Raw genomic sequence first — 18,322 nt, 5'->3', positions numbered from 1 at the left:
TCCCCCACCGGAAGGATCGCCCATGTTCGCCAAACGACGCCCGTTCGGGCTGGTCGGGAAAGCGCTGGTGTTCTTCGCCGCGTGTCTCGGCCTCGCATACGGTTCGCCCGCGTTGACACCGCACGCTGCCGCGGCGACGCCGTTCAAAGTGCTCGCGTTCTACAGCGGCACGTACGACGCGGCGCACATCAGCTTCGAGAACGAAGCGCGCCCGTGGTTCCAGCAGCAGGCGGCGGCCAACGGCTACACATTCACAGCCACCAACAACTGGAACCAGCTCACCTCGCTGACCACCTCGCAGGCCGCGGTGGTGATGTTCCTCGACGACCAGCCGCAGTCTCAGGCGCAGTTCGACGGGTTCAAGCGCTACATGGACTCTGGCGGCGGGTTCTTCGGCTTCCACGTCACGGCGTACAACGACAACACCACGCCGTCGTATGCGAACTGGTTCCACAACGACTTCCTCGGTACCGGCCGGTTCGTCTCCAACTCGTGGGGCCCGACCGGGGAGACGCTGAAGATCGAGAACCGCACGCACCCGTCCACGGTGAACCTGCCGGCGACGATCCAGTCTTCGGTGAGCGAGTGGTACTCCTGGCAGAGCGACCTGCGCCAGAACCCGAACATCTCGATCCTGGCCTCGCTCGACCCGGGTACGTTCCCGGTGGGCGACGACCCGTCGCAGACGTGGTACGGCGGGTACTACCCGATCATGTGGACGAACAAGAGCTACAAGATGCTCTACGCCAACTTCGGCCACAACAAGATGAACTACGACACGAACACCGCGCTGTCGTCGACGTTCGCGAGCCCCGACCAGAACCGCTTCGTGCTCGACGGCCTGCGCTGGCTCGGCGGTGCCACCGGCGACGGCGGCACCACGCCGCCGGCCGACGGGATCTCGCCCACCGCGTGGTACCCGGTGGTGAACAAGGCCACCGGCAAGTGCGTCGACGCGGCCGCGGCGGGCACGACCAACGGAACCGTGGTGCAGCAGTACACCTGCAACGCCACCAACGCGCAGCAGTACCAGTTCCAGCCGACCAGCGACGGGTACGTGCGCGTGAACAACCGTGGCAACGCGGCGGAGGTGCTCGACGTGCAGGATGTGTCCACTGCGGACGACGCCGGCATTCAGCTGTGGTCCTACAGCAACGGCGCGAACCAGCAGTGGCTGCCGGTGTCCGAGGGCGGCGGCTACTACCACCTGACCGCGCGGCACAGCGGCAAGTGCCTGACGGTGCCGGGCGGCTCGACGGCCGACTCCGTGCGGCTCGTGCAGTCGGCTTGCAACGGTGCTGCGGCGCAGTCGTTCAAGATCGCTTGAGTTTTCGGTACGTGCTGGGCCTGTCTTGACGCGGCGGCGGGCCCGGCGCGGGGCCGCCTCGGGGTTTCCTGCCCCGGGGCGGCCTTTTCATGCCGGTCGCCAGGTGGTTTGGGCGCGGATCACGACGACGGCGAGTGCCAGGAGTGCGACGGCGATGACGACGGCGGCCCAGCGGCCGTCCTCGTTGGCGGACCACGCCGTGGCGGCCGGGAGCAGGACGAGAGACGTCGCGAGGTAGGCGAGGTGGGTGCCGAGCTCGGCCGGGCGGTCTCCGGTGAGGAGGCCGGTGACGTCGGCGACGGCCTGGACGATCAAGGCCAGCTCCACGACGGCGAGTGCCCGGAGGGTCTTTCCGCGGCGGTAGCGGCCGGCGAGCCCGGTGCCGAGCACGGCGAGCCCGCCGGCCACGCAGACCACCGTGGTGGCGAAGGCCAGTGTTTCGATCACGCCGTTGCCTGGCGTGGTTCTGTGTTCGCGGGTGTTTCGCGCTGGGTTTGGCACTGCGCTTCCCGCTGTGTTTCTCGCTGTGTTTCTCGCTGTGCCCGGGCTTCGCGACGGCGGCGTTTCGAGCCGGAGCGGAACAGCCAGGTCGAGATCCCTGTGAGCATCAACGCCAACGGCGCGAGGCCGAGAACGAACCAGACGATCCGCCACCAGCCGCCGACGAGCCAGCCGAAGTGGGCGGGCTCGAAAACCGTGTCGTAGAACGAGTTCGCACCCGGCTCGGGCTTGATGTCCACATCGGACACATGCGTGGCATCGTGGCTGTCGACGTACACGGTGTGGTCGCCACCGAAGAACGCGCGGGCGCCGTAGGGCTGGTAGCCCGCGCTGGCGATGGAGACGCTGTAGTAGCCGTCCTGCGGCGTGGTCAGGTACCGGATCTCGCCGGGGGTTTCGGCCAGCGCCGCGGCGGCCGCCTGGTCGATGCCGATTTCCGGGGTGCCGGGCGCGGCGGCGTCGGCGGTGAACGAGTACTTCTGCGGGTCGGCGGCCGTTCCGCCGGTGACCGCGAGCCACGCGTCCTTGACCGGCGGCAGGTAGAACGCGGCGCCGGTGACGCCCCACATCAGCACGAACGGCACCGCGACGATGCCGATCACGTTGTGCAGGTCGTAGTCGCGCGCAAAGCGGCCTTTGCCCGTGCGAACGCGGAAGCCGTGGGAGAAGCGCCGGGCGCCGGGCCACCACACGACGATGCCGGTGATCGCGAGCAGCACCATCAGCAGACCGAGCACAACCAGGAGCAGCAGTCCCCAGTTCGTGCCGGGCGGCCAGGCGAACCCGATGGTCGGCACGGGTTTCGCGAGCCACGACACGTAGCCCGGGTAGCCCTCGCAGGTCAGGCCGCAGTCGTGCAGGTTCGCGAGGAACCCCATCGCGCCGCTCTCGAGCCGGGCGCTCCCGTTGATGCGCCCGGTCCCGGGGTCGACGGCGTACGCCTCGGCGAAGTCCGGGTCACCGACTGCGATCACACCGCCGTCGTTGCTCACCCACGCGGGGGAGAACTCCGGGTGCGCGGTGGCGACGATGTCGCGCGCCTGCTGGAGGCTGATGGGGTGTTCGGTGGGCGTCTGGTGGTAGAAGTCGCTGTGCGTCGCGCGGAAGTACTCGCCGCGGTACAGCAGGATCGCCCCGGACGTCGTCTCGAGCACCAGGAACAACCCCAGCACCAGCGACGTCCACCGGTGCGTCACCACCAGCACGCGCCGCACGGGCTTGCGCCTCAGCCAACGTCGAAACTTGCCGGCGCGGGCAGGTGCCTGGGCGCGCGTCAGCTCGTCGGTGCTCATCCGCCCCCCTCGATCCGGTGATCGAGTGAGGTTAGCCTTACTTAACTCTCACGTAAAGGGCCGAGGTGAGTTCGGGGTGTGATGAAGACTGCTCAGGTGGCTTTGTGCGTCCTCCTGGTTCGGATGGCCACTGCGGTGCCCGTGATGGCGAGGGCTCCGATCACTCCCCAGGCGATCGGGACGAGGTGTCCGGCGAGGTTTGGCAGGGTGGCGAGCACGGCGATCATGACGATGGTCGCGGCGGCCAGCCAGGTTTCGCGTGCCGCCGGTGGTGTCATGGTCAGCAGCACGAGCCCGGCGGCGACGGTCAGAACCCCGGCCACCGCGACCTCGTTCACGATCCCCAGCCACTGCACGGCAAACGCCACGACGGCGGTGATCCCGGTCGCTGCCAGCCACTGTCGTGTGTGGACGGTCGCGGGCTTGGGGTACGCGGCGATCGCCGCCAGTGTCGCGACTTCCAGCACGATGCCGCCCCAGCTGCTGGGAAGGCTGAGGAATGTGCCTGCGGTCGCCGCCAGAGCGAACACTCCGGCGATCTTCCTCCGGCCGGCCAGTAGTGCGGCCAATGCGGGCAACCACAACAGCTCCAGGACAAGGGTCGCCGTCGGCGCCTCTCGAACCAGTGGCGGCGGCCACGTGAGCCGGAGGATCCCGGTGATCAGGGCCAATGCGGCTTGGAACACCGTGCCAGTCAAGGCCAACCGCCGGACGGCTTCGCCGGCGAGTGCGTAGCGGCGTGGCCCTTGATCGCTCAACCGGAGCCGCACCGCCAGGGCGAGGACGCTTGCCGTCTCGCGGGCGTCCGGTCGGCCGTAGTCCAGCTCGAACTCCGGGTCGTCGGAGTGCGCGGTTGTGGATTCGACGAACGTGGAGACCATGTCGTCCTCCCACGCCCGGCGGTAATGCGCCGGTAGTACCCGGGTGAGCCGGCGATACCGGAGTTCGAGGGGTTTCACGTCGTCACCTTCTTGCTGTGTGCTTGGTCCTTGGTCCTTGGTCCTTTTGGTCCTTTGGTTCCGGCTCGGCGTGCTGCGCACACCATTGCCGGCGTTCGGTGGAGTGGGTGGGTACCCCGATCTTTGATTGTCACGACGGTCTGGATCACCTTGTCAAGGCGGGAAAGCGTGCCTTGACAAGGTGATCCAGACCGCGTCAAAGCTGGGGATCGAGGTCCAGGGCGGGGGCTGGGTACTCGGTCGGCTTGGTCGTGTGGCCGGCGGTTGGGGAGTGCTGCGCAGATGGCTCTTTGCCGATGATCGGGTCGCTTGGTCGCGTGGGCTCGGCACAGCGCCGCCTCGGTTGAGGGGCTCGGCTGTGCGTTGGTACTTGGCTGCCCAGCGGCGCCGGCGGTTGGGGAGTGTGGTGGCGGCTGTGCCGCTTGGTTTTTGGGTGTGGCTGAACAGTTCGCGAGGAGGGCCGCCATCTCGCGCTGGTCGTGTGGCCGGCGGTTGGGGAGTGCTGCGCAGATGGCTCTTTGCCGATGATCGGGTCGCTTGGTCGCGTGGGCTCGGCACAGCGCCGCCTCGGTTGAGGGGCTCGGCTGTGCGTTGGTACTTGGCTGCCCAGCGGCGCCGGTTGTCTGGGCACGGCGTGTTTTCGGCCGCGTGACACTCCCTGGCTGGCGAGTGGGGGCGTTCGAGGCTTGTTGTTCCCGATTCCGGCCCGGCCCCGGCCGTGTACAGCCCCGCCACTCGGGCGCGGCCGTTCACGACGACGCCTCCCCGGCAAAGCCCAACCCCAACCGCCGGTGCGCCACACGGGCGATGGCGGCCTGGCGTTCGGCTTCCAGGGCCAGTGCGGTCCGCCCGTCCGGGGTCAGCCGGTAGTACCGCCGCAGCCGCCCGTTGATCACCTCGTCGTGGTCGGGCTCCACGAGGCGCTCGCCGGTCAGCCGGTCGAGGGCGCCGTACAGGGTGCCCACGCGCAGGGTCAGGCGGTCGGAAGACCGGGTCTTCACCTCGCCGACGATGCCGTACCCGTGGAGAGGGGCGTCGACGAGTGCGGTGAGGATGAAAAACGCCTGTTCGGACATGCCGCGCGTAGTGGCCATGGCCCCAATGTATCGTTAGGCGATATATAACGCATCGCACGACCGAGGGACATAAAAAGGCGGGGCACCCGCCAACTGGCAAGTGCCCCGCCTGGAAGGAAATCAGTCTCGCTCGATGGTGTGGCCCACGACGTCCGGGCCGGGGTGGGCGTGGCCGGAGCCGTCGCGGCGGAGGTCGACCTCGGGGAGCTCCACGGGGTCGCCGTTGCGGGCGGCGGCGGCGGGGCGGGGGCCGATCCAGGCGACGGCCACCGAATCCTCGCCCTTGAGGAAGCGGTGGGCGCGCACGCCGCCCGTGGCGCGGCCCTTCGCGGGGTACTCGCTGAACGGCGTGACCTTCACCGACTGGCCCGTCGCGGTGACGACCATGGGCTCGCCGTGGTCGTCGTCATCGGTGCGGACGGCGCCGAAGAACACCACCGAAGCGCCGGCGCCCAGGTTGATGCCGGCCATGCCGCCGCCCTTCAGGCCCTGCGGCCGCACCAGCGAAGCGGCGAAGCGCAGCAGCGACGCTTCGGACGACATGAACGCCAGCGTTTCCTCGCCGTCGGTGAGCCAGGTGGCGCCGACGATCTCGTCGCCGGCCTTGAGTGTGATGATCTCGAACTCGTCGGACCGCACTGGCCACTCCGGCGCGACCACCTTCACCACGCCCGCGCGCGTGCCGATCGCCAGGCCCGGCGAGCCGGTCGCCTGCTCGCCCAGCGGGGCGACGCCGACCACCGTCTCGCCCTTCTCCAACGGCACCAGCTCGCGCGCCGCCATGCCGCCGCGCATCGAGACCGTGCCGGCTTGCTCCGGGAGCACGGGCAACGGCAGCACGTCCGTCTTGAACGCGCGCCCGCGGCTGGTCACCAGGAGCACCTGGCCGCGCGCGGTCGTGTGCACGATGGCGGACACGGCGTCGTGCTTCACGCGGCCGTTGCGCCGCCTGACCTCGGACGACTCCTCCGACTCCGCCGCCGTCCGCGCGACCAGGCCGGTGGCCGACAGGATCACCTGGCACGGGTCGTCGGCGACCTCCAGCGGCCCGGACGGCTTCGACGCCGCCAGCACCTCCTTGAGGTCACCGTCGATCAGCGCGGTGCGCCGCTCCGTCGGGAAGTCCTTCGCGATCTTCGCCAGCTCCGACGACACGAGCTTCTTCAGCACGGAGTCGTCATCGAGGATCTTCGTGAGCTCCGCGATCTCCTCGCGCAGCCGCTCCTGCTCAGACTCCAGCTCGAGCCGGTCGTACTTGGTCAGCCGGCGCAGCGGCGTGTCCAGGATGTAGGTGGCCTGGATCTCCGAGAGCTTGAAGCGCGTCATCAGGCCGTCCTTGGCCGCCTGCGCGTTCTCGCTTTCACGGATGAGCTTGATGACCTTGTCGATGTTCAGCAGCGCGATCAGCAGGCCGTCGACCAGGTGCAGCCGCTCTTCGCGCTTGCGGCGCCGGTACTTCGTGCGCCGCGTGACCACGTCGTAGCGGTGCCGGAGGAAGACCTCCAGCAGCTCCTTGAGCCCCAGCGTCTGCGGCTGACCGTCGACGAGTACCAGGTTGTTGATGCCGAACGACTGCTCCAGTGGCGTCAGCCGGTACAGGTCCGCCAGCAGCGCCTGCGGGTTCACGCCGACCTTGCACTCGATCACGAGCCGCGTGCCGTTCTCGCGGTCCGTGAGGTCCTTGACGTCGGCGATGCCCGTGAGCCGCTTGGACTTGTTGACCTCGTCGGTGATCTTCTCGATCACCTTCTCGGGGCCCACACCGTAGGGCAGCTCGACGACCGTGATCGCCTGTCGCCCGCGGCTGCCTTCCAGCGGCCCCGTCTCGACGTTCGCGCGCATCCGCACCACGCCACGCCCCGTCTCGTACGCGCGGCGCACCTCGTCCAGGCCGAGCAGCTTGCCGCCCGTCGGCAGGTCGGGGCCGGGCACGAACTCCATCAGCTTGTCGAGCGTCGCCGTCGGATGCGTGATCAGCCACCGCGCCGCCGCGATGACCTCGCCGAGGTTGTGGGGGATCATGTTGGTCGCCATGCCGACCGCGATGCCGGACGTGCCGTTGACCAGCAGGTTCGGGAACGCCGCGGGCAGCACCGAGGGTTCTTCGAGGGAACCGTCGTAGTTGGGCCGGAAGTCGACGGTGTCTTCGCCGAGTTCGCCGACGAGCTGCATTGCCTCGGGCGACATGCGGGCTTCGGTGTTGTGGTTGACGAAGCCGCCGGCGAGGAACGAGTGGTCTTCGGTGGTGACTCGCACCGAGTAGACCTCGGCCGGGTCGCAAGCCTCGACCTCGGTGATCTCCTCGAAGCGGTAACCCGAGTCCATGATCGGCAGGATCGTGGCGAGGACCTCGGTGTTCTTGATCCGGTCGATGATCCGGAGCCGCTCGGTCTCCCAGCGTTCCATGTCATCGACGTCGAGCGCGCCGCCGACGTAGTCGGCAACGAACGGGACCCGGTCGTCGCTGAGCCGATCAGCGCGCCGGCCGGACCGCTGCAGCGCGCCCTGCAGATCGGCCTGCTTGACCCCCAGGAAGCCGATCCGTTCGGCGAACGCCTCGACGTCGCGCGGACCGGACACGACCAGCCGGTGCTCGACCGAGCCACTCACCTCGGTGCCGCGTTCGCGCGTGGCGATGATACCGAACTCGGCCAGTAGTTCTTGAACGTCCAATGCGAGCTGCTCGCTGTGGGTCGTGTATTCGACCGTGTGCGCGCCACCGGCCTCGCGGTGTTCTCCGCCGCCCTCGAAGAGGGCTATCAGGAACGCTCGTTTGACGCCTGGACCACTGGTCCAGATCGGCTCGGGCACGAACTCGGCGTCGGTGGAGGCGAACCCGCCGGTGTCGTACTCATCGGCGGTCGGAACGACCTCGGTCCACGCGTTGCGAGCGAGACACACGACCGTGCCCGGCTTCACCTCGTCGAGCTGGCGCCACTGGAACATCGGGACGCCCATCGGTGCCTCGAGACACAGCACCGGGTGGTTTTCGCTGCCCTGGATCGAGAACCCGGACTTCGTCGTGATCCGGACGGTCGGATGCTCGCCGGAGTTGAAGACCTTGTCGACCCGGACCGCCTTGCCGTCCTTGTCGAGAACCTCGAAGTCGGCGTCGGCCTCGGAATCGGCGGGCAGGTTCACCAAATCGCCGATGCGCAAGCTGGATCCGTCGGCCAGCCTGATCCGGGTGTCGCCCGTCAAGCAGTATCGGCTGGCAGCCGGGCCATCGTCCGGGGACCCGAAGTTGCCGTGCCCGTCGATCAACGGGACGTTCAGCGAGAAGTCCTGTGCCAGCCGTACCATGGCGTCGTAAATCGCCACGTCACCGTGCGGATGGTATTTGCCCATGACGTCGCCGACGACGCGCGAGGACTTCACGTACGCGTGCGTCGGGCGATAGCCGTTCTCGTTCATGGAATACAAGATCCGCCGGTGCACCGGCTTCAACCCGTCCCGCGCGTCAGGCAGCGCGCGCGAGTGGATGACCGAGTAGGCGTACTCCAGGTAGGAGTCTTCGATCTCCGTCTTGAGCGAGTTGTCGAAGACGTTGGCCCCGGCGGAGTCGAACGCGCTGGGATCGACCTTGGTGGTGGTGCCCTTGCGGCGTGCCACGGTAGAACTCCTTGGTAGCTGGAGAAAACTCAGACGTCGATGGCGTCGCGGTCGACGCGGTCGGAGGAGGCGACGAGCCAGTTGCGGCGGGGCTCGACCTTTTCGCCCATGAGCAGTTCCAGGGCGCTCTCGGCGGCTTCGGCGTCGTCCATGGTGATGCGGCGGACGGAGCGCGTGGAGGGGTTCATGGTGGTTTCCCACAGCTCGTCGGCGTCCATCTCGCCGAGGCCCTTGAACCGCGGCACTGGCGTGACGATGCTCTTGCCCGCCTTCTCCAGCTCCGCGAACTTCGTCTCCATCTCGCGCTGCGTGAAGGTGAAGTGCGTCTCCGGGTTGCGGCCCTTCGTCACGAGCTTGTGCAACGGCGGCATCGCCGCGTACAGCCGGCCGTCTTCGATCACGGGGCGCATGTACTTCGCGAACAGCGTGATCAGCAGCGTGCGGATGTGCGAGCCGTCGACGTCGGCGTCGGCCATCAGGATCACGCGGCCGTAGCGCATCGTCGTGAGGTCGAACGTGCGGCCGGTACCGGCGCCGAGCACCTGGACGATCGACGCGATCTCGGCGTTCTTCAGCGTGTCGCCCAGCGACGCCTTCTGCACGTTCAGGATCTTGCCCCGCAGCGGCAGCAGCGCCTGGTACTCCGAGACGCGCGCCATGCGGGCCGACCCGAGTGCGCTGTCACCCTCGACGAGGAACAGCTCGCTGCGGGAGACGCCCGTGGTGCGGCAGTCGACGAGCTTCGGCGGCATCGCCGCGCCCTCTAGCGCGGTCTTGCGTCGCGCGGCGTCCTTCTGCTGCTTCTGGGTGAGCCGCACGCGCGCGGCGTCGACCACCTTCTGCAGCACGACCTTCGCCTCGGACTTGGTCTTGCGGTCGTCGACCCACGCCTTCACGTGCTTGTCGACGATGCCCTGGATCACGCGCGTGATGCCGGCCGTGGACAGCTCGTCCTTGGTCTGCGACGTGAACTGCGGCTCCGGCAGCCGCACGTGGATCACGGCGGTCATGCCTTCGAGCACGTCTTCGAGCGTCGGCGGGTCCTCCTTGGGCTTGAGCAGCCCGCGGGTCTTGCCGATCGCGTCCTGCAGTGCGCGCGTGACGGCGCGGTCGAAACCGCGGCGGTGCGTGCCGCCGTGCACGTTGCGGATCGTGTTGGTGAAGCACTCCACCGTGCGCTCGTAGCCGGTGCCCCAGCGCAGCGCCACCTCGACCTCGGCGAGACGCTCCACATTGGACTGCATCACGCCGTTGGCGTCGGCCGCGTTCTCCTTGTACGTGCCCTCGCCGGTGATCACGAGCGTGCCGCACACCGGCTTCTCGCCCGACGGCGTGAGGAAGTCGACCATGTCCACCAGCCCGTGGGGGTAGTGGAAGGTCTCCTCGTTGATGGTGTCCTCGATGGCCGTGCGCAGCACGTAGGTGACGCCGGGCACGAGGAACGCCGTGTTGCGCAGCTTCGCGCGCACGCCTTCGACGTCGAGCGAAGCGCCCGTCTCGAAATAGCGCGCGTCGTACCAGTAGCGGATCGACGTGCCGCTGCGCTCGCCGCGCTTCATCTTGCCGACGAGGTTGAGCCCCGAGTGGCGCGTGAACTTGGCTTTCGGGCCGGGCGCGTCGAACGTGCCGGGCACGCCGTGCGCGAACGACATCTGGTGCACCTTGCCGTCCTGCTTCACGGTGACGTCGAAGCGGTGCGACAGCGCGTTGACCGCCGACGCGCCCACACCGTGGAGCCCGCCGGAGGTCTTGTACCCCGAACCGCCGAACTTGCCGCCGGCGTGCAGCCGGGTCAGCACCAGTTCGACGCCGGAAAGGCCCGATTTCGCGTGGACGCCGGTGGGGATGCCGCGGCCGTCGTCGTCGACCTGCACGCTGCCGTCGGCGTGGATGGTGACGACGACGCGCGTGGCGTGGCCCGCCACGCCCTCGTCGGTGGAGTTGTCGATGATCTCCGAGAACAAGTGGTTGATGCCACGGCTGTCGGTGGAGCCGATGTACATCCCGGGGCGCTTGCGGACGGCTTCGAGGCCCTCGAGGTGCGTGAGGTCGTCGGCCCCGTACAGAGTCTCAGCAGTCACGAGGTCGCTCTCCCGGATCTTGGCTCGCTGTACGGCGTTGTTCAGGCTGGTTGAGGCACGCATGTGGTTCAGGGACCGTGCCTGGAGACGATGGCGTCCCGGGCAGGCCCCGAGCCGACACCGTACTGCAGGATATCCGCACACCCCGACAGCTTCCGCGCCCTCGGGCCCCGGTGTGGCGAGAGTCCCGTGGGTCAGGGGTGCCGAGAGGGGAGTGCGCGGGGTCACCCGCATTGTCACTATGGAATACTTCTTTCTCGCGAGCAGTTGTGCAGGCAAGGAAGCAGTACCACGAACTACCCCGGCTGAGGAGCGGTCATGCAGTTCGGAATCTTCTCGGTGGGTGACGTCACGACCGACCCCGCCAACGGCACCACGCCGTCGGAGCACGAGCGCATCAAGGCGATGGCCCGGATCGCGCTGAAGGCCGAAGAGGTCGGCCTCGACGTGTTCGCGACCGGTGAGCACCACAACCCGCCGTTCGTCCCCTCGTCGCCGACGACGATGCTCGGCTACATCGCCGCGCAGACGAAGACGATCACGCTGTCGACGTCCACGACGCTGATCACCACCAGCGACCCGGTGAAGATCGCCGAGGACTTCGCGATGCTGCAGCACCTGGCCGACGGCCGCGTGGACCTGATGCTGGGTCGCGGCAACACCGGCCCGGTGTACCCGTGGTTCGGGCAGGACATCCGCCAGGGCATCCCGCTCACCATCGAGAACTACGCGCTGCTGCGCCGCCTCTGGCGCGAAGAGGTCGTGGACTGGGAAGGCAAGTTCCGCACGCCGCTGCAGGGCTTCACCGCCACCCCGCGTCCGCTGGACGACGTACCCCCGTTCGTGTGGCACGGGTCCATCCGCAGCCCGGAGATCGCGGAGCTCGCCGCGTACTACGGCGACGGGTTCTTCGCCAACCACATCTTCTGGCCGACGTCGCACTACCAGCAGCTGATCGGCTTCTACCGCCAGCGCTACGAGCACTACGGCCACGGCAAGGCCGACCAGGCCATCGTCGGGCTCGGTGGGCAGGCCTTCATCCGGCCGAAGTCGCAGGACGCGTGGAACGAGTTCCGGCCGTACTTCGACAACGCGCCGGTGTACGGGCACGGCCCCTCGATGGAGGACTTCACGTCGCAGACGCCGCTGACCGTCGGCAGCCCGCAGGAGGTCATCGACAAGACGCTGACCTTCCGCGAGCACTTCGGTGACTACCAGCGCCAGCTGTTCCTCATGGACCACGCCGGCCTGCCGCTGAAGACCGTGCTGGAGCAGCTCGACCTGCTCGGCGAGCAGGTGGTGCCGGTGCTGCGCAAGGAGCTCGAGTCGATGCGCCCGGCGCACGTGCCGGACGCGCCGACCCACGAGTCGCTGAAGGCCGCGCGCGACGCTGAAGAAACCGCCGAAGAAACCACTGAAGAAACCCGCGTCTGAACCCCGATTCGGAGAGAAGAAGGCAGAAATGACCGCACGCACCATTGCCGTGGTCACCGCCGGGCTGAGCCAGCCGTCGTCGACGCGGCTGCTGGCCGACCGGCTGGCGGACGCGACGCGCACCGCACTGGGTCCCGACACGGTGGTCGAGGTGATCGAGCTGCGCGACACCGCCGTGGACGTCACCAACAACCTGCTCACCGGTTTCCCCAGCCCGAAGCTGAAGGAAGTCATCGACACGGTGACGCACGCCGACGGTCTCATCGCCGTCACGCCGGTCTTCACCGCCTCCTACAGTGGGATGTTCAAGTCCTTCTTCGACGTCCTGGACAAGGAAGCGCTCGACGGCAAGCCGGTGCTGATCGCCGCGACCGGTGGCACGGAACGGCATTCGCTCGTGCTGGACTTCGCGTTGCGCCCGCTCTTCGCTTACCTGCGCGCGATTCCCGTGGCGACGGGCGTGTACGCCGCTTCGTCGGACTGGGGCAGCGCGAGCGCGACCGGCACGCTGCAGCGGCGCGTGGAGCGTGCGGCGGGCGAGCTGGCGGCGGCGGTTTCGGTCGCACCCGAGGCGAAGGCTTCGGACGAGCTGACGTCGCTGCCGTTCGAGCAGTTGCTCGCCGGCGAGGGTTTTTAGCCGATCGTTGGTGAAGGGCACCTGGAGGGATTCCTCAAGGTGCCCTTCACGGCGTTTCGGGGGAGATTTCGGTCAGGCGGCGACGCAGGAAGCGGCGGTCGGCTTCATTGCCGGCCAACGCGAGTGCCGCGCGGTACGCGTCCGCGGCTTCCTCGCGACGGCCGAGGCGGCGCAGCAGATCGGCGCGCGTCGCCGGCAGCAGGTGGTAGCCGTCGAGGTCGCCCGCCATCGCGTCGACCAGCGCCAGGCCGTCGTCCGGGCCGTCGGCCATTGCCACGGCCACCGCGCGGTTGAGCTGCACCACCGGCGAGGGCACGCGCTTCGCGAGTTCCCCGTACAGTGCGGCGATCTGCGGCCAGTCGGTGTCCGCCGCGGCCGGCGCGGCCGCGTGGCAGGCCGCGATGGCCGCCTGGAGCTGGTACGGGCCGGGGGAGCCGCGGTGCAGTGCCGTGTCCACGAGGGCGAGGCCTTCGTCGATCGCCGTCGTGTCCCACCGTGTGCGGTCCTGGTCTTCCAGCGTCACAAGGTCGCCGTCGGCGTCGAGCCGCGCGCCGCGACGGGAGTGCTGGAGCAGCAGCAACGCCAGCAGCCCCTCGATCTCGGGCTCGGCGGGCATGAGCTCCAGCAGCGTGCGGGTGAGGCGGATGGCCTCGGCACACAGGTCGTGGCGCGCGGGCGCTTCGCCGGCGGTCGCGGCGTAACCCTCGTTGAACAGCAGGTACAGCACACCGAGTACGGCCGCCGTGCGTTCCGGCAGCAGGTGCGCGGGCGGCACGCGGTAGGGGATGCCGGCTTCACGGATCTTGCGTTTCGTGCGCACGAGCCGTTGCGACATCGTCGGCTCGCTGACGAGGAACGCGCGCGCGATCTCCGCCGTCGTCAGGCCGGCGAGCGTCCGCAGCGTGAGCGCGACCCGGCCTTCGAGCGGCAACGCCGGGTGGCAGCACGTGAACATCAGCCGCAGCCGGTCGTCCTGCACGCCGCTGGGGTCGGCTTCGGGGTCTTCCGTGGGCGCCAGGGTGGCGACTTCACGCAGCTTCGCGGCTTCCGTCGTGCTGCGTTTGAGGCGGGTCAGCGCGTGGTTGCGCGCGGTGGTGGTGAGCCACGCCGCCGGCCGGCGGGGTACGCCGTCGCGCGGCCAGCGTTCCAGCGCCCGGGCCAGGGCTTCCTGCACGCACTCCTCGGCCAGGTCCCAGTCGCCCGTCAGCCGGATCAGCGTGGCCACCACGCGGCCGCCCTCCTCGCGGAAGGCGGCCGTGACCGCGGCCTCGACGGCTTCGGCGGGGTTCGCGTTCAGCTTTCTTCCCCGGCGAAGGGCCACAGCGGCCGGACCTCGATCGCCCCGTACCGCGCGGACGGGTGCTTCGCCGCGACCTCGAGGGCCTCGTCGAGGTTCTCGCACTCCAGCAGGTCGAAGCCGAGGATCTGCTCCTTCGTCTCGGCAAACGGCCCGTCGGTCAGCAGCACCTCGCCGTCGTTCACGCGGATGGTGGTCGCCATGCTCGCGGGCCGCAGGCGCTGGCCCATCAGGCGCACGCCGCGGCCGTCCATCTCCTTCACCCACGCTTCGGTGGCCGTGTCCATCGGCTCCGACGGCAGCGGCTTCGACTCGTCGTGGCTCGTGCCGCAGATCAGCATCAGGTAGCGCATCGGTTCGCCCCTTCTCTCTGGTGGTTTCCTACCGCGCCGCGGGCGCGGGAGTCGAGGTGTTTCGTCTCTGCGACCACCGGGGACCGCCTGGACCGACAGTGCTCCGGAGAATTTTCAGTTAAGCACCCACTTGACTATTGGGCGACCCGGGCGCATGGTTAAGCACATGGTTGACCATCAGCTCGACCGGGTGTTCCAGGCACTCGCCGACGCGACCCGGCGCGAGCTCGTGGCGCGGCTGGTCACCGGACCGGCCGCGGTGAAGGAGCTGGCGCAGCCGTTTGCGATGTCGCTGCCCGCCGTGATGCAGCACCTGCGGGTGCTCGAGTCGTGCGGGCTGGTGGCTTCGGAGAAGGCCGGCCGGGTCCGCACGTACCGGCTGGAGCCGGCGGGCCTGCGCCTGGCCGAACAGTGGCTGGGCGAGCAGCGCACCGGCTGGGAACACCGGCTCGACCGTCTCGGTGGCTTTCTGACCGCCGACCGACAGAAAGGGAACAGGTCATGACCGACGTCAAACATTCCACGTTCACTCTCGAACGCCATTACCCCGCGTCGCCCGCCCGTGTGTTCGCCGCGTGGGCCGACCCGGCCGCGAAAGCGAGCTGGTTCGGTGCAGCCGACCACTCGCTGGATTTCCGCGTCGGCGGCCGGGAGACCAACCGCAGCGGCGACCTCAGTTTCACGGCCGACTACCACGACATCGTCGACGGCGAACGCATCGTCTACGCCGGGGCCCTGAGCGGTCCCGCTGGTCTGGCGACGGTCTCGATCACCACGGTCGAGTTGGTCCCGGACGGCACCGGCACCCGGTTGGTGCTCACCGAACAAGGCACGTTCCTCGACGGACACGAGGAGCCGGCGTGGCGCGAGCAGGGCACGGGTGACTGGCTCGACAAGCTCGGCGCGCACCTCGGCACGCAGGCCTGACGCCGGCTCTCCAGCCGGTCTCGAGCCGGTCCGCGATCGGTCCACTTCGGACGCGTGCCCGGGGTGATCCGGAGTTTCTCCGGGCGCCCGGTCCGTGAGCCAGGCACACTGGCTGAAACGGACAGAAGGGGGCCGCGTGGAACTCGGCAAACCGGTGAAGCAGGCGCTCGCCGCGGTGGTGGGCGGCTTGCTGTTCCTCGTCGGGGTCGCGTTGCTGGTGCTGCCGGGACCCGGGTTGCTGCTGGTGCTCGCGGGACTGGTGGTGCTGGCCTCGCAGTTCCCGGCGCTGGAACGGTTCGTGGACCCGGTGCGCACGCGGGCGATGAAGGCCGCCGAGGACAGCGTGGCCACGCCGCTGCGGATCGCGGGCTCGGTGCTCGCCGGCCTGGCGCTTTTCGCCGCCGGCATCGTGTGGGGCACGGTCGACTGGCTGCCGTTCAGCGGCTGGAGCACCGGGTCGAGCATCATCCTCTCCGGGGTCATCCTGTTCGCCCTGCTGATCTGGAGCTACCGGCGAGTCAAGTCCCGTGAGGGGGAGGCGCTTCCGGCGCCCGCCGGGCAGAATCCGGGAATGACCAATTCGGACTCCCCGCAGGTGCCGGCCGCGATCCAGCAGTTCGTGGACGCCACCAACAAGGCTGACGCCGAGAGCTTCGTCGACGCCTTCACCTCTGACGCGTTCCTCGAGGACTGGGGACGCAAGTTCCACGGCCGCGAAGGCGTGCTGAGCTGGAACGAAACCGACAACATCGGGGTCGGGGCGAACTTCACCGTGAAGGGCATCAAGCCCGGCAAGGGCGCGGACAACTACGTCCTCACGCTCGGTGTGAAGAGCAACCGCTTCAACGGCACCGGCACGATGACGATCGACCTGCGCGAGGGCAAGATCGCCAGCCTCGTCATCTCCTGACCCGCTGTTACTAATCCGACCGAAAGTGGTCGGATTAGTAACGAATGGCACAGCACCCTGGGCTCGTGGGCGTTCGGGAAGCCGGGCGTCCGCGAGCTCACAGGAGCTGGGCCCCAGTGTCCGGTTCAAGAGGCCGCTGGTTCTTTATCGGCCGCCCGACGGGTTAACAGACTGCTGGGCTGCTAACCTCAGGCCCGTGAGCACCGGTTTCCAGCGTGCCCGCCGCCCCGAGCAGGTCGAGGCCCGGCGCGCCACGATCCTCGCGACGGCCACGGCGATGCTGCGCGAACGGCCGGTCGCCGACATCAGCCTGCGTGAGCTCAGCGACCGCGTCGGGCTCGCGAAGTCCAACGTCCTGCACTACTTCGACAGCCGCGAAGCGATCTTCCTCGAGGTGCTCGACGAGGTGTGGCAGCGGTGGCTGGACGTCACCGCGCGGGCGCTCACCGTCGTGTCGGTCGACGGCCCCGGCTTCGTGCGCGAGGAACGCGTGGCCACGACGATCGCCCGCGCCCTGCAGGACGACCGGCTGCTGTGTGAGCTGGTCAGTGCCATGGCGTCGGTGCTGGAGCGCAACATCTCCGTGGAAACCGCGCGCAGCTTCAAACAGCGCGCGGCCACGAACATCGACCGGCTGGCCGGGCTGGTGCGCGACGAGGTCCCGGAGCTCTCGTCCGCCGGCGCCGCGCACTTCGCGGGCGCGGTGTTCGTGATCGTCGCCGGCCTGTGGCCCTACGCCAACCCGACCGAGGCCGTCGCCACGGCCAGCGCGGAAATGGGCGTCGCGCCCGGCGCCGACCTGTTCGCGGAGAACCTCACCGAGGGCCTGGCGAACCTCCTGGCCGGTCTCGTCGCCCGACGTCGTTGAGGTCACGCGCCTCCAGGATCCGCCGGGGATAGCCCTCGGCCGCGACCGAGATCATCGCGCGCCCGAGCACCTCGGTCGTGATGAACATCGCCGGGAACCGCTGGAGCAGCGGGAAAATCGGCGTCGTGACGCGGTAGATCCCGCGGTACAGGGGCGTTTTCGACGTGATGCCGTGCTGCGGCTGGATGAACCCGGGCCGGAACGCGTAGGCGTCGAGCGGCAGCCGTGCCAGGGCGTTTTCCGTCGCGCCCTTGACCCGCGCCCACCGCACGCGGCCGCGTTCCGTGCTGTCGGTGCCGGCGCCCGACACGTAGATAAAGGTCGCGTCCGGCCGCGCCGTCGAGTAGGTGCGGGCGACCGAAAGCGTGAGCTGGTAGGTGATCCGCTCGTACTCTTCCGCCGGCATCCCGGCCGACGAGACGCCGAGGCAGAAGAAGCACGCGTCATACTCCGCGAGCTGCTCAGCGTGTGGACTCAGGTCGCCGAGGTCGTCGGGCACCAGCTCGGTCACCTTCGGGTGCTCGGTGCCGGTCGCCGTTCGCCCGACGGTGAGCACCCGCTCCACGCGGTCGTCCAGCAGACACTCCCGCAGCGAACCTTGGCCGACCATCCCGGTCGCCCCGAACAGGACGACCTTCACGCCTCACGCACCGGCAGCAGCCCACGCTCGCCGAAGACCTTCTTCGCCACGGCGGTCGCGTTGAGCGCCTTCGGGAACCCGCAGTACCCCGCCGACTGCAGCAGTGCCTCGACGATCTCCGCGGGTGTCAGGCCGACGTTCAGCGCAGTCCCGACGTGCAGCTCCGACTGCGGCTCGCAGCCGCCCATCACGGTCAGCATGCCGATCGTCAGCAGCTGCCGGTCACGCGGCCCGAGCGCCGGCCGAGAGTAGATCTCTCCGAACCCCCACGACACGATCTGCCGCGCCAGCTCGGGCGCGACGTCGCCCAGCCCGTCCAGCACCTTCTGGGCACTGCCGTCGTTCACGGCGTTCATGGTCTCGAGGCCGAGTGCGTAACGCTCTTCTTCGGTCATGCTCCGACCGTAT

Annotated in this window: 16 protein-coding genes and 1 pseudogene; 7 read left to right on the top strand and 10 right to left on the bottom strand. The window is 68.8% G+C overall.

Annotation, left to right across the window (positions count from 1 at the left end):
* Window positions 1-22 precede the first annotated feature (22 nt).
* Window positions 23-1,327 carry an RICIN domain-containing protein gene (locus QRX50_RS01080; protein WP_285970131.1) on the top strand — a complete coding sequence of 435 codons (1,305 nt, stop codon included), beginning with the start codon at window positions 23-25 and terminating at the stop codon, window positions 1,325-1,327.
* Window positions 1,328-1,414: 87 nt separating this feature from the next.
* Here QRX50_RS01080 and QRX50_RS01075 read toward each other — a convergent pair whose 3' ends face one another.
* From QRX50_RS01075 to QRX50_RS01050, 6 genes are all read right to left on the bottom strand, one after another.
* Entirely contained in the window at window positions 1,415-1,774 is a 360-nt protein-coding gene (locus tag QRX50_RS01075; protein WP_285970130.1) for a hypothetical protein, read from the bottom strand.
* The gene (locus QRX50_RS01070) at window positions 1,771-3,120 is read right to left on the bottom strand and encodes a PepSY-associated TM helix domain-containing protein (protein WP_285970129.1); all 1,350 of its coding nucleotides are present in this window, start codon (window positions 3,118-3,120) and stop codon (window positions 1,771-1,773) included. The genes QRX50_RS01075 and QRX50_RS01070 overlap by 4 nt, the downstream gene beginning before the upstream one ends.
* A gap of 92 nt (window positions 3,121-3,212) precedes the next feature.
* Window positions 3,213-4,079, bottom strand: coding sequence for a hypothetical protein (locus QRX50_RS01065; protein ID WP_285970128.1), 867 nt, complete (start codon window positions 4,077-4,079; stop codon window positions 3,213-3,215).
* A 749-nt stretch (window positions 4,080-4,828) separates the two neighbouring features.
* On the bottom strand, window positions 4,829-5,173 hold the full coding sequence (locus QRX50_RS01060; RefSeq protein WP_285970127.1) for a PadR family transcriptional regulator: 345 nt from the start codon (window positions 5,171-5,173) through the stop codon (window positions 4,829-4,831).
* A 102-nt stretch (window positions 5,174-5,275) separates the two neighbouring features.
* Window positions 5,276-8,674 (bottom strand): DNA gyrase subunit A, encoded by a 3,399-nt coding sequence (locus tag QRX50_RS01055; RefSeq protein ID WP_353074201.1) that lies wholly within the window; start codon window positions 8,672-8,674, stop codon window positions 5,276-5,278.
* Between the two features lie 122 nt (window positions 8,675-8,796).
* Complete coding sequence (locus tag QRX50_RS01050; protein WP_285970125.1) at window positions 8,797-10,848, bottom strand: DNA gyrase/topoisomerase IV subunit B; 2,052 nt, start codon at window positions 10,846-10,848, stop codon at window positions 8,797-8,799.
* A gap of 318 nt (window positions 10,849-11,166) precedes the next feature.
* Between QRX50_RS01050 and QRX50_RS01045 the strand changes: the two genes are divergently transcribed.
* On the top strand, window positions 11,167-12,282 hold the full coding sequence (locus QRX50_RS01045; RefSeq protein WP_285970124.1) for an LLM class flavin-dependent oxidoreductase: 1,116 nt from the start codon (window positions 11,167-11,169) through the stop codon (window positions 12,280-12,282).
* A 28-nt stretch (window positions 12,283-12,310) separates the two neighbouring features.
* A complete protein-coding gene (locus QRX50_RS01040) occupies window positions 12,311-12,919 on the top strand; it encodes an FMN reductase (protein ID WP_285970123.1) in 609 nt (202 codons plus the stop codon).
* A 46-nt stretch (window positions 12,920-12,965) separates the two neighbouring features.
* Here QRX50_RS01040 and QRX50_RS01035 read toward each other — a convergent pair whose 3' ends face one another.
* Window positions 12,966-14,240, bottom strand: a complete 1,275-nt coding sequence (locus QRX50_RS01035; protein WP_285970122.1) for an RNA polymerase sigma factor — start codon at window positions 14,238-14,240, stop codon at window positions 12,966-12,968.
* Entirely contained in the window at window positions 14,213-14,569 is a 357-nt protein-coding gene (locus QRX50_RS01030; protein ID WP_285970121.1) for a YciI family protein, read from the bottom strand. The genes QRX50_RS01035 and QRX50_RS01030 overlap by 28 nt, the downstream gene beginning before the upstream one ends.
* 166 nt (window positions 14,570-14,735) lie before the next feature.
* Between QRX50_RS01030 and QRX50_RS01025 the strand changes: the two genes are divergently transcribed.
* The 4 genes and pseudogenes from QRX50_RS01025 (at window position 14,736) to QRX50_RS01010 (ending at window position 17,274) form a co-directional block, all read left to right on the top strand.
* Window positions 14,736-15,074 carry an ArsR/SmtB family transcription factor gene (locus tag QRX50_RS01025; RefSeq protein ID WP_285970120.1) on the top strand — a complete coding sequence of 113 codons (339 nt, stop codon included), beginning with the start codon at window positions 14,736-14,738 and terminating at the stop codon, window positions 15,072-15,074.
* On the top strand, window positions 15,071-15,496 hold the full coding sequence (locus tag QRX50_RS01020; protein WP_285970119.1) for an SRPBCC domain-containing protein: 426 nt from the start codon (window positions 15,071-15,073) through the stop codon (window positions 15,494-15,496). The genes QRX50_RS01025 and QRX50_RS01020 overlap by 4 nt, the downstream gene beginning before the upstream one ends.
* 136 nt (window positions 15,497-15,632) lie before the next feature.
* A pseudogene (locus tag QRX50_RS01015) lies at window positions 15,633-16,025 on the top strand (PGPGW domain-containing protein); the annotation flags it as partial.
* Window positions 16,026-16,602: 577 nt separating this feature from the next.
* A complete protein-coding gene (locus tag QRX50_RS01010) occupies window positions 16,603-17,274 on the top strand; it encodes a TetR/AcrR family transcriptional regulator (RefSeq protein WP_285970118.1) in 672 nt (223 codons plus the stop codon).
* Here QRX50_RS01010 and QRX50_RS01005 read toward each other — a convergent pair.
* Both QRX50_RS01005 and QRX50_RS01000 read right to left on the bottom strand, forming a co-directional pair.
* Window positions 17,222-17,914: a Rossmann-fold NAD(P)-binding domain-containing protein gene (locus tag QRX50_RS01005; protein ID WP_285970117.1), complete on the bottom strand. Its 693-nt coding sequence runs from the start codon at window positions 17,912-17,914 to the stop codon at window positions 17,222-17,224. The genes QRX50_RS01010 and QRX50_RS01005 overlap by 53 nt on opposite strands.
* Window positions 17,911-18,309: a carboxymuconolactone decarboxylase family protein gene (locus QRX50_RS01000; protein ID WP_285970116.1), complete on the bottom strand. Its 399-nt coding sequence runs from the start codon at window positions 18,307-18,309 to the stop codon at window positions 17,911-17,913. Before QRX50_RS01000 ends, QRX50_RS01005 begins: the two co-directional genes overlap by 4 nt.
* Window positions 18,310-18,322 lie beyond the last annotated feature (13 nt).

Origin of the sequence: Amycolatopsis sp. 2-15, assembly GCF_030285625.1 — a bacterium.
Lineage (GTDB): Bacteria > Actinomycetota > Actinomycetes > Mycobacteriales > Pseudonocardiaceae > Amycolatopsis > Amycolatopsis carbonis.
The sequence above is the reverse complement of the archived record's forward strand: the minus strand, read 5'-3'. Positions and strand labels throughout refer to the sequence as shown.

What these genes read in the sequence shown, in the direction of transcription:
- QRX50_RS01080 (WP_285970131.1), top strand. Translation starts at nt 23, where the DNA reads ATGTTCGCCAAACGACGCCCGTTCGGGCTGGTCGGGAAAGCGCTGGTG.
- QRX50_RS01070 (WP_285970129.1), bottom strand. Translation starts at nt 3,120, where the DNA reads ATGAGCACCGACGAGCTGACGCGCGCCCAGGCACCTGCCCGCGCCGGC.
- QRX50_RS01060 (WP_285970127.1), bottom strand. Translation starts at nt 5,173, where the DNA reads ATGGCCACTACGCGCGGCATGTCCGAACAGGCGTTTTTCATCCTCACC.
- QRX50_RS01045 (WP_285970124.1), top strand. Translation starts at nt 11,167, where the DNA reads ATGCAGTTCGGAATCTTCTCGGTGGGTGACGTCACGACCGACCCCGCC.
- QRX50_RS01040 (WP_285970123.1), top strand. Translation starts at nt 12,311, where the DNA reads ATGACCGCACGCACCATTGCCGTGGTCACCGCCGGGCTGAGCCAGCCG.
- QRX50_RS01030 (WP_285970121.1), bottom strand. Translation starts at nt 14,569, where the DNA reads ATGCGCTACCTGATGCTGATCTGCGGCACGAGCCACGACGAGTCGAAG.
- QRX50_RS01025 (WP_285970120.1), top strand. Translation starts at nt 14,736, where the DNA reads ATGGTTGACCATCAGCTCGACCGGGTGTTCCAGGCACTCGCCGACGCG.
- QRX50_RS01020 (WP_285970119.1), top strand. Translation starts at nt 15,071, where the DNA reads ATGACCGACGTCAAACATTCCACGTTCACTCTCGAACGCCATTACCCC.
- QRX50_RS01000 (WP_285970116.1), bottom strand. Translation starts at nt 18,309, where the DNA reads ATGACCGAAGAAGAGCGTTACGCACTCGGCCTCGAGACCATGAACGCC.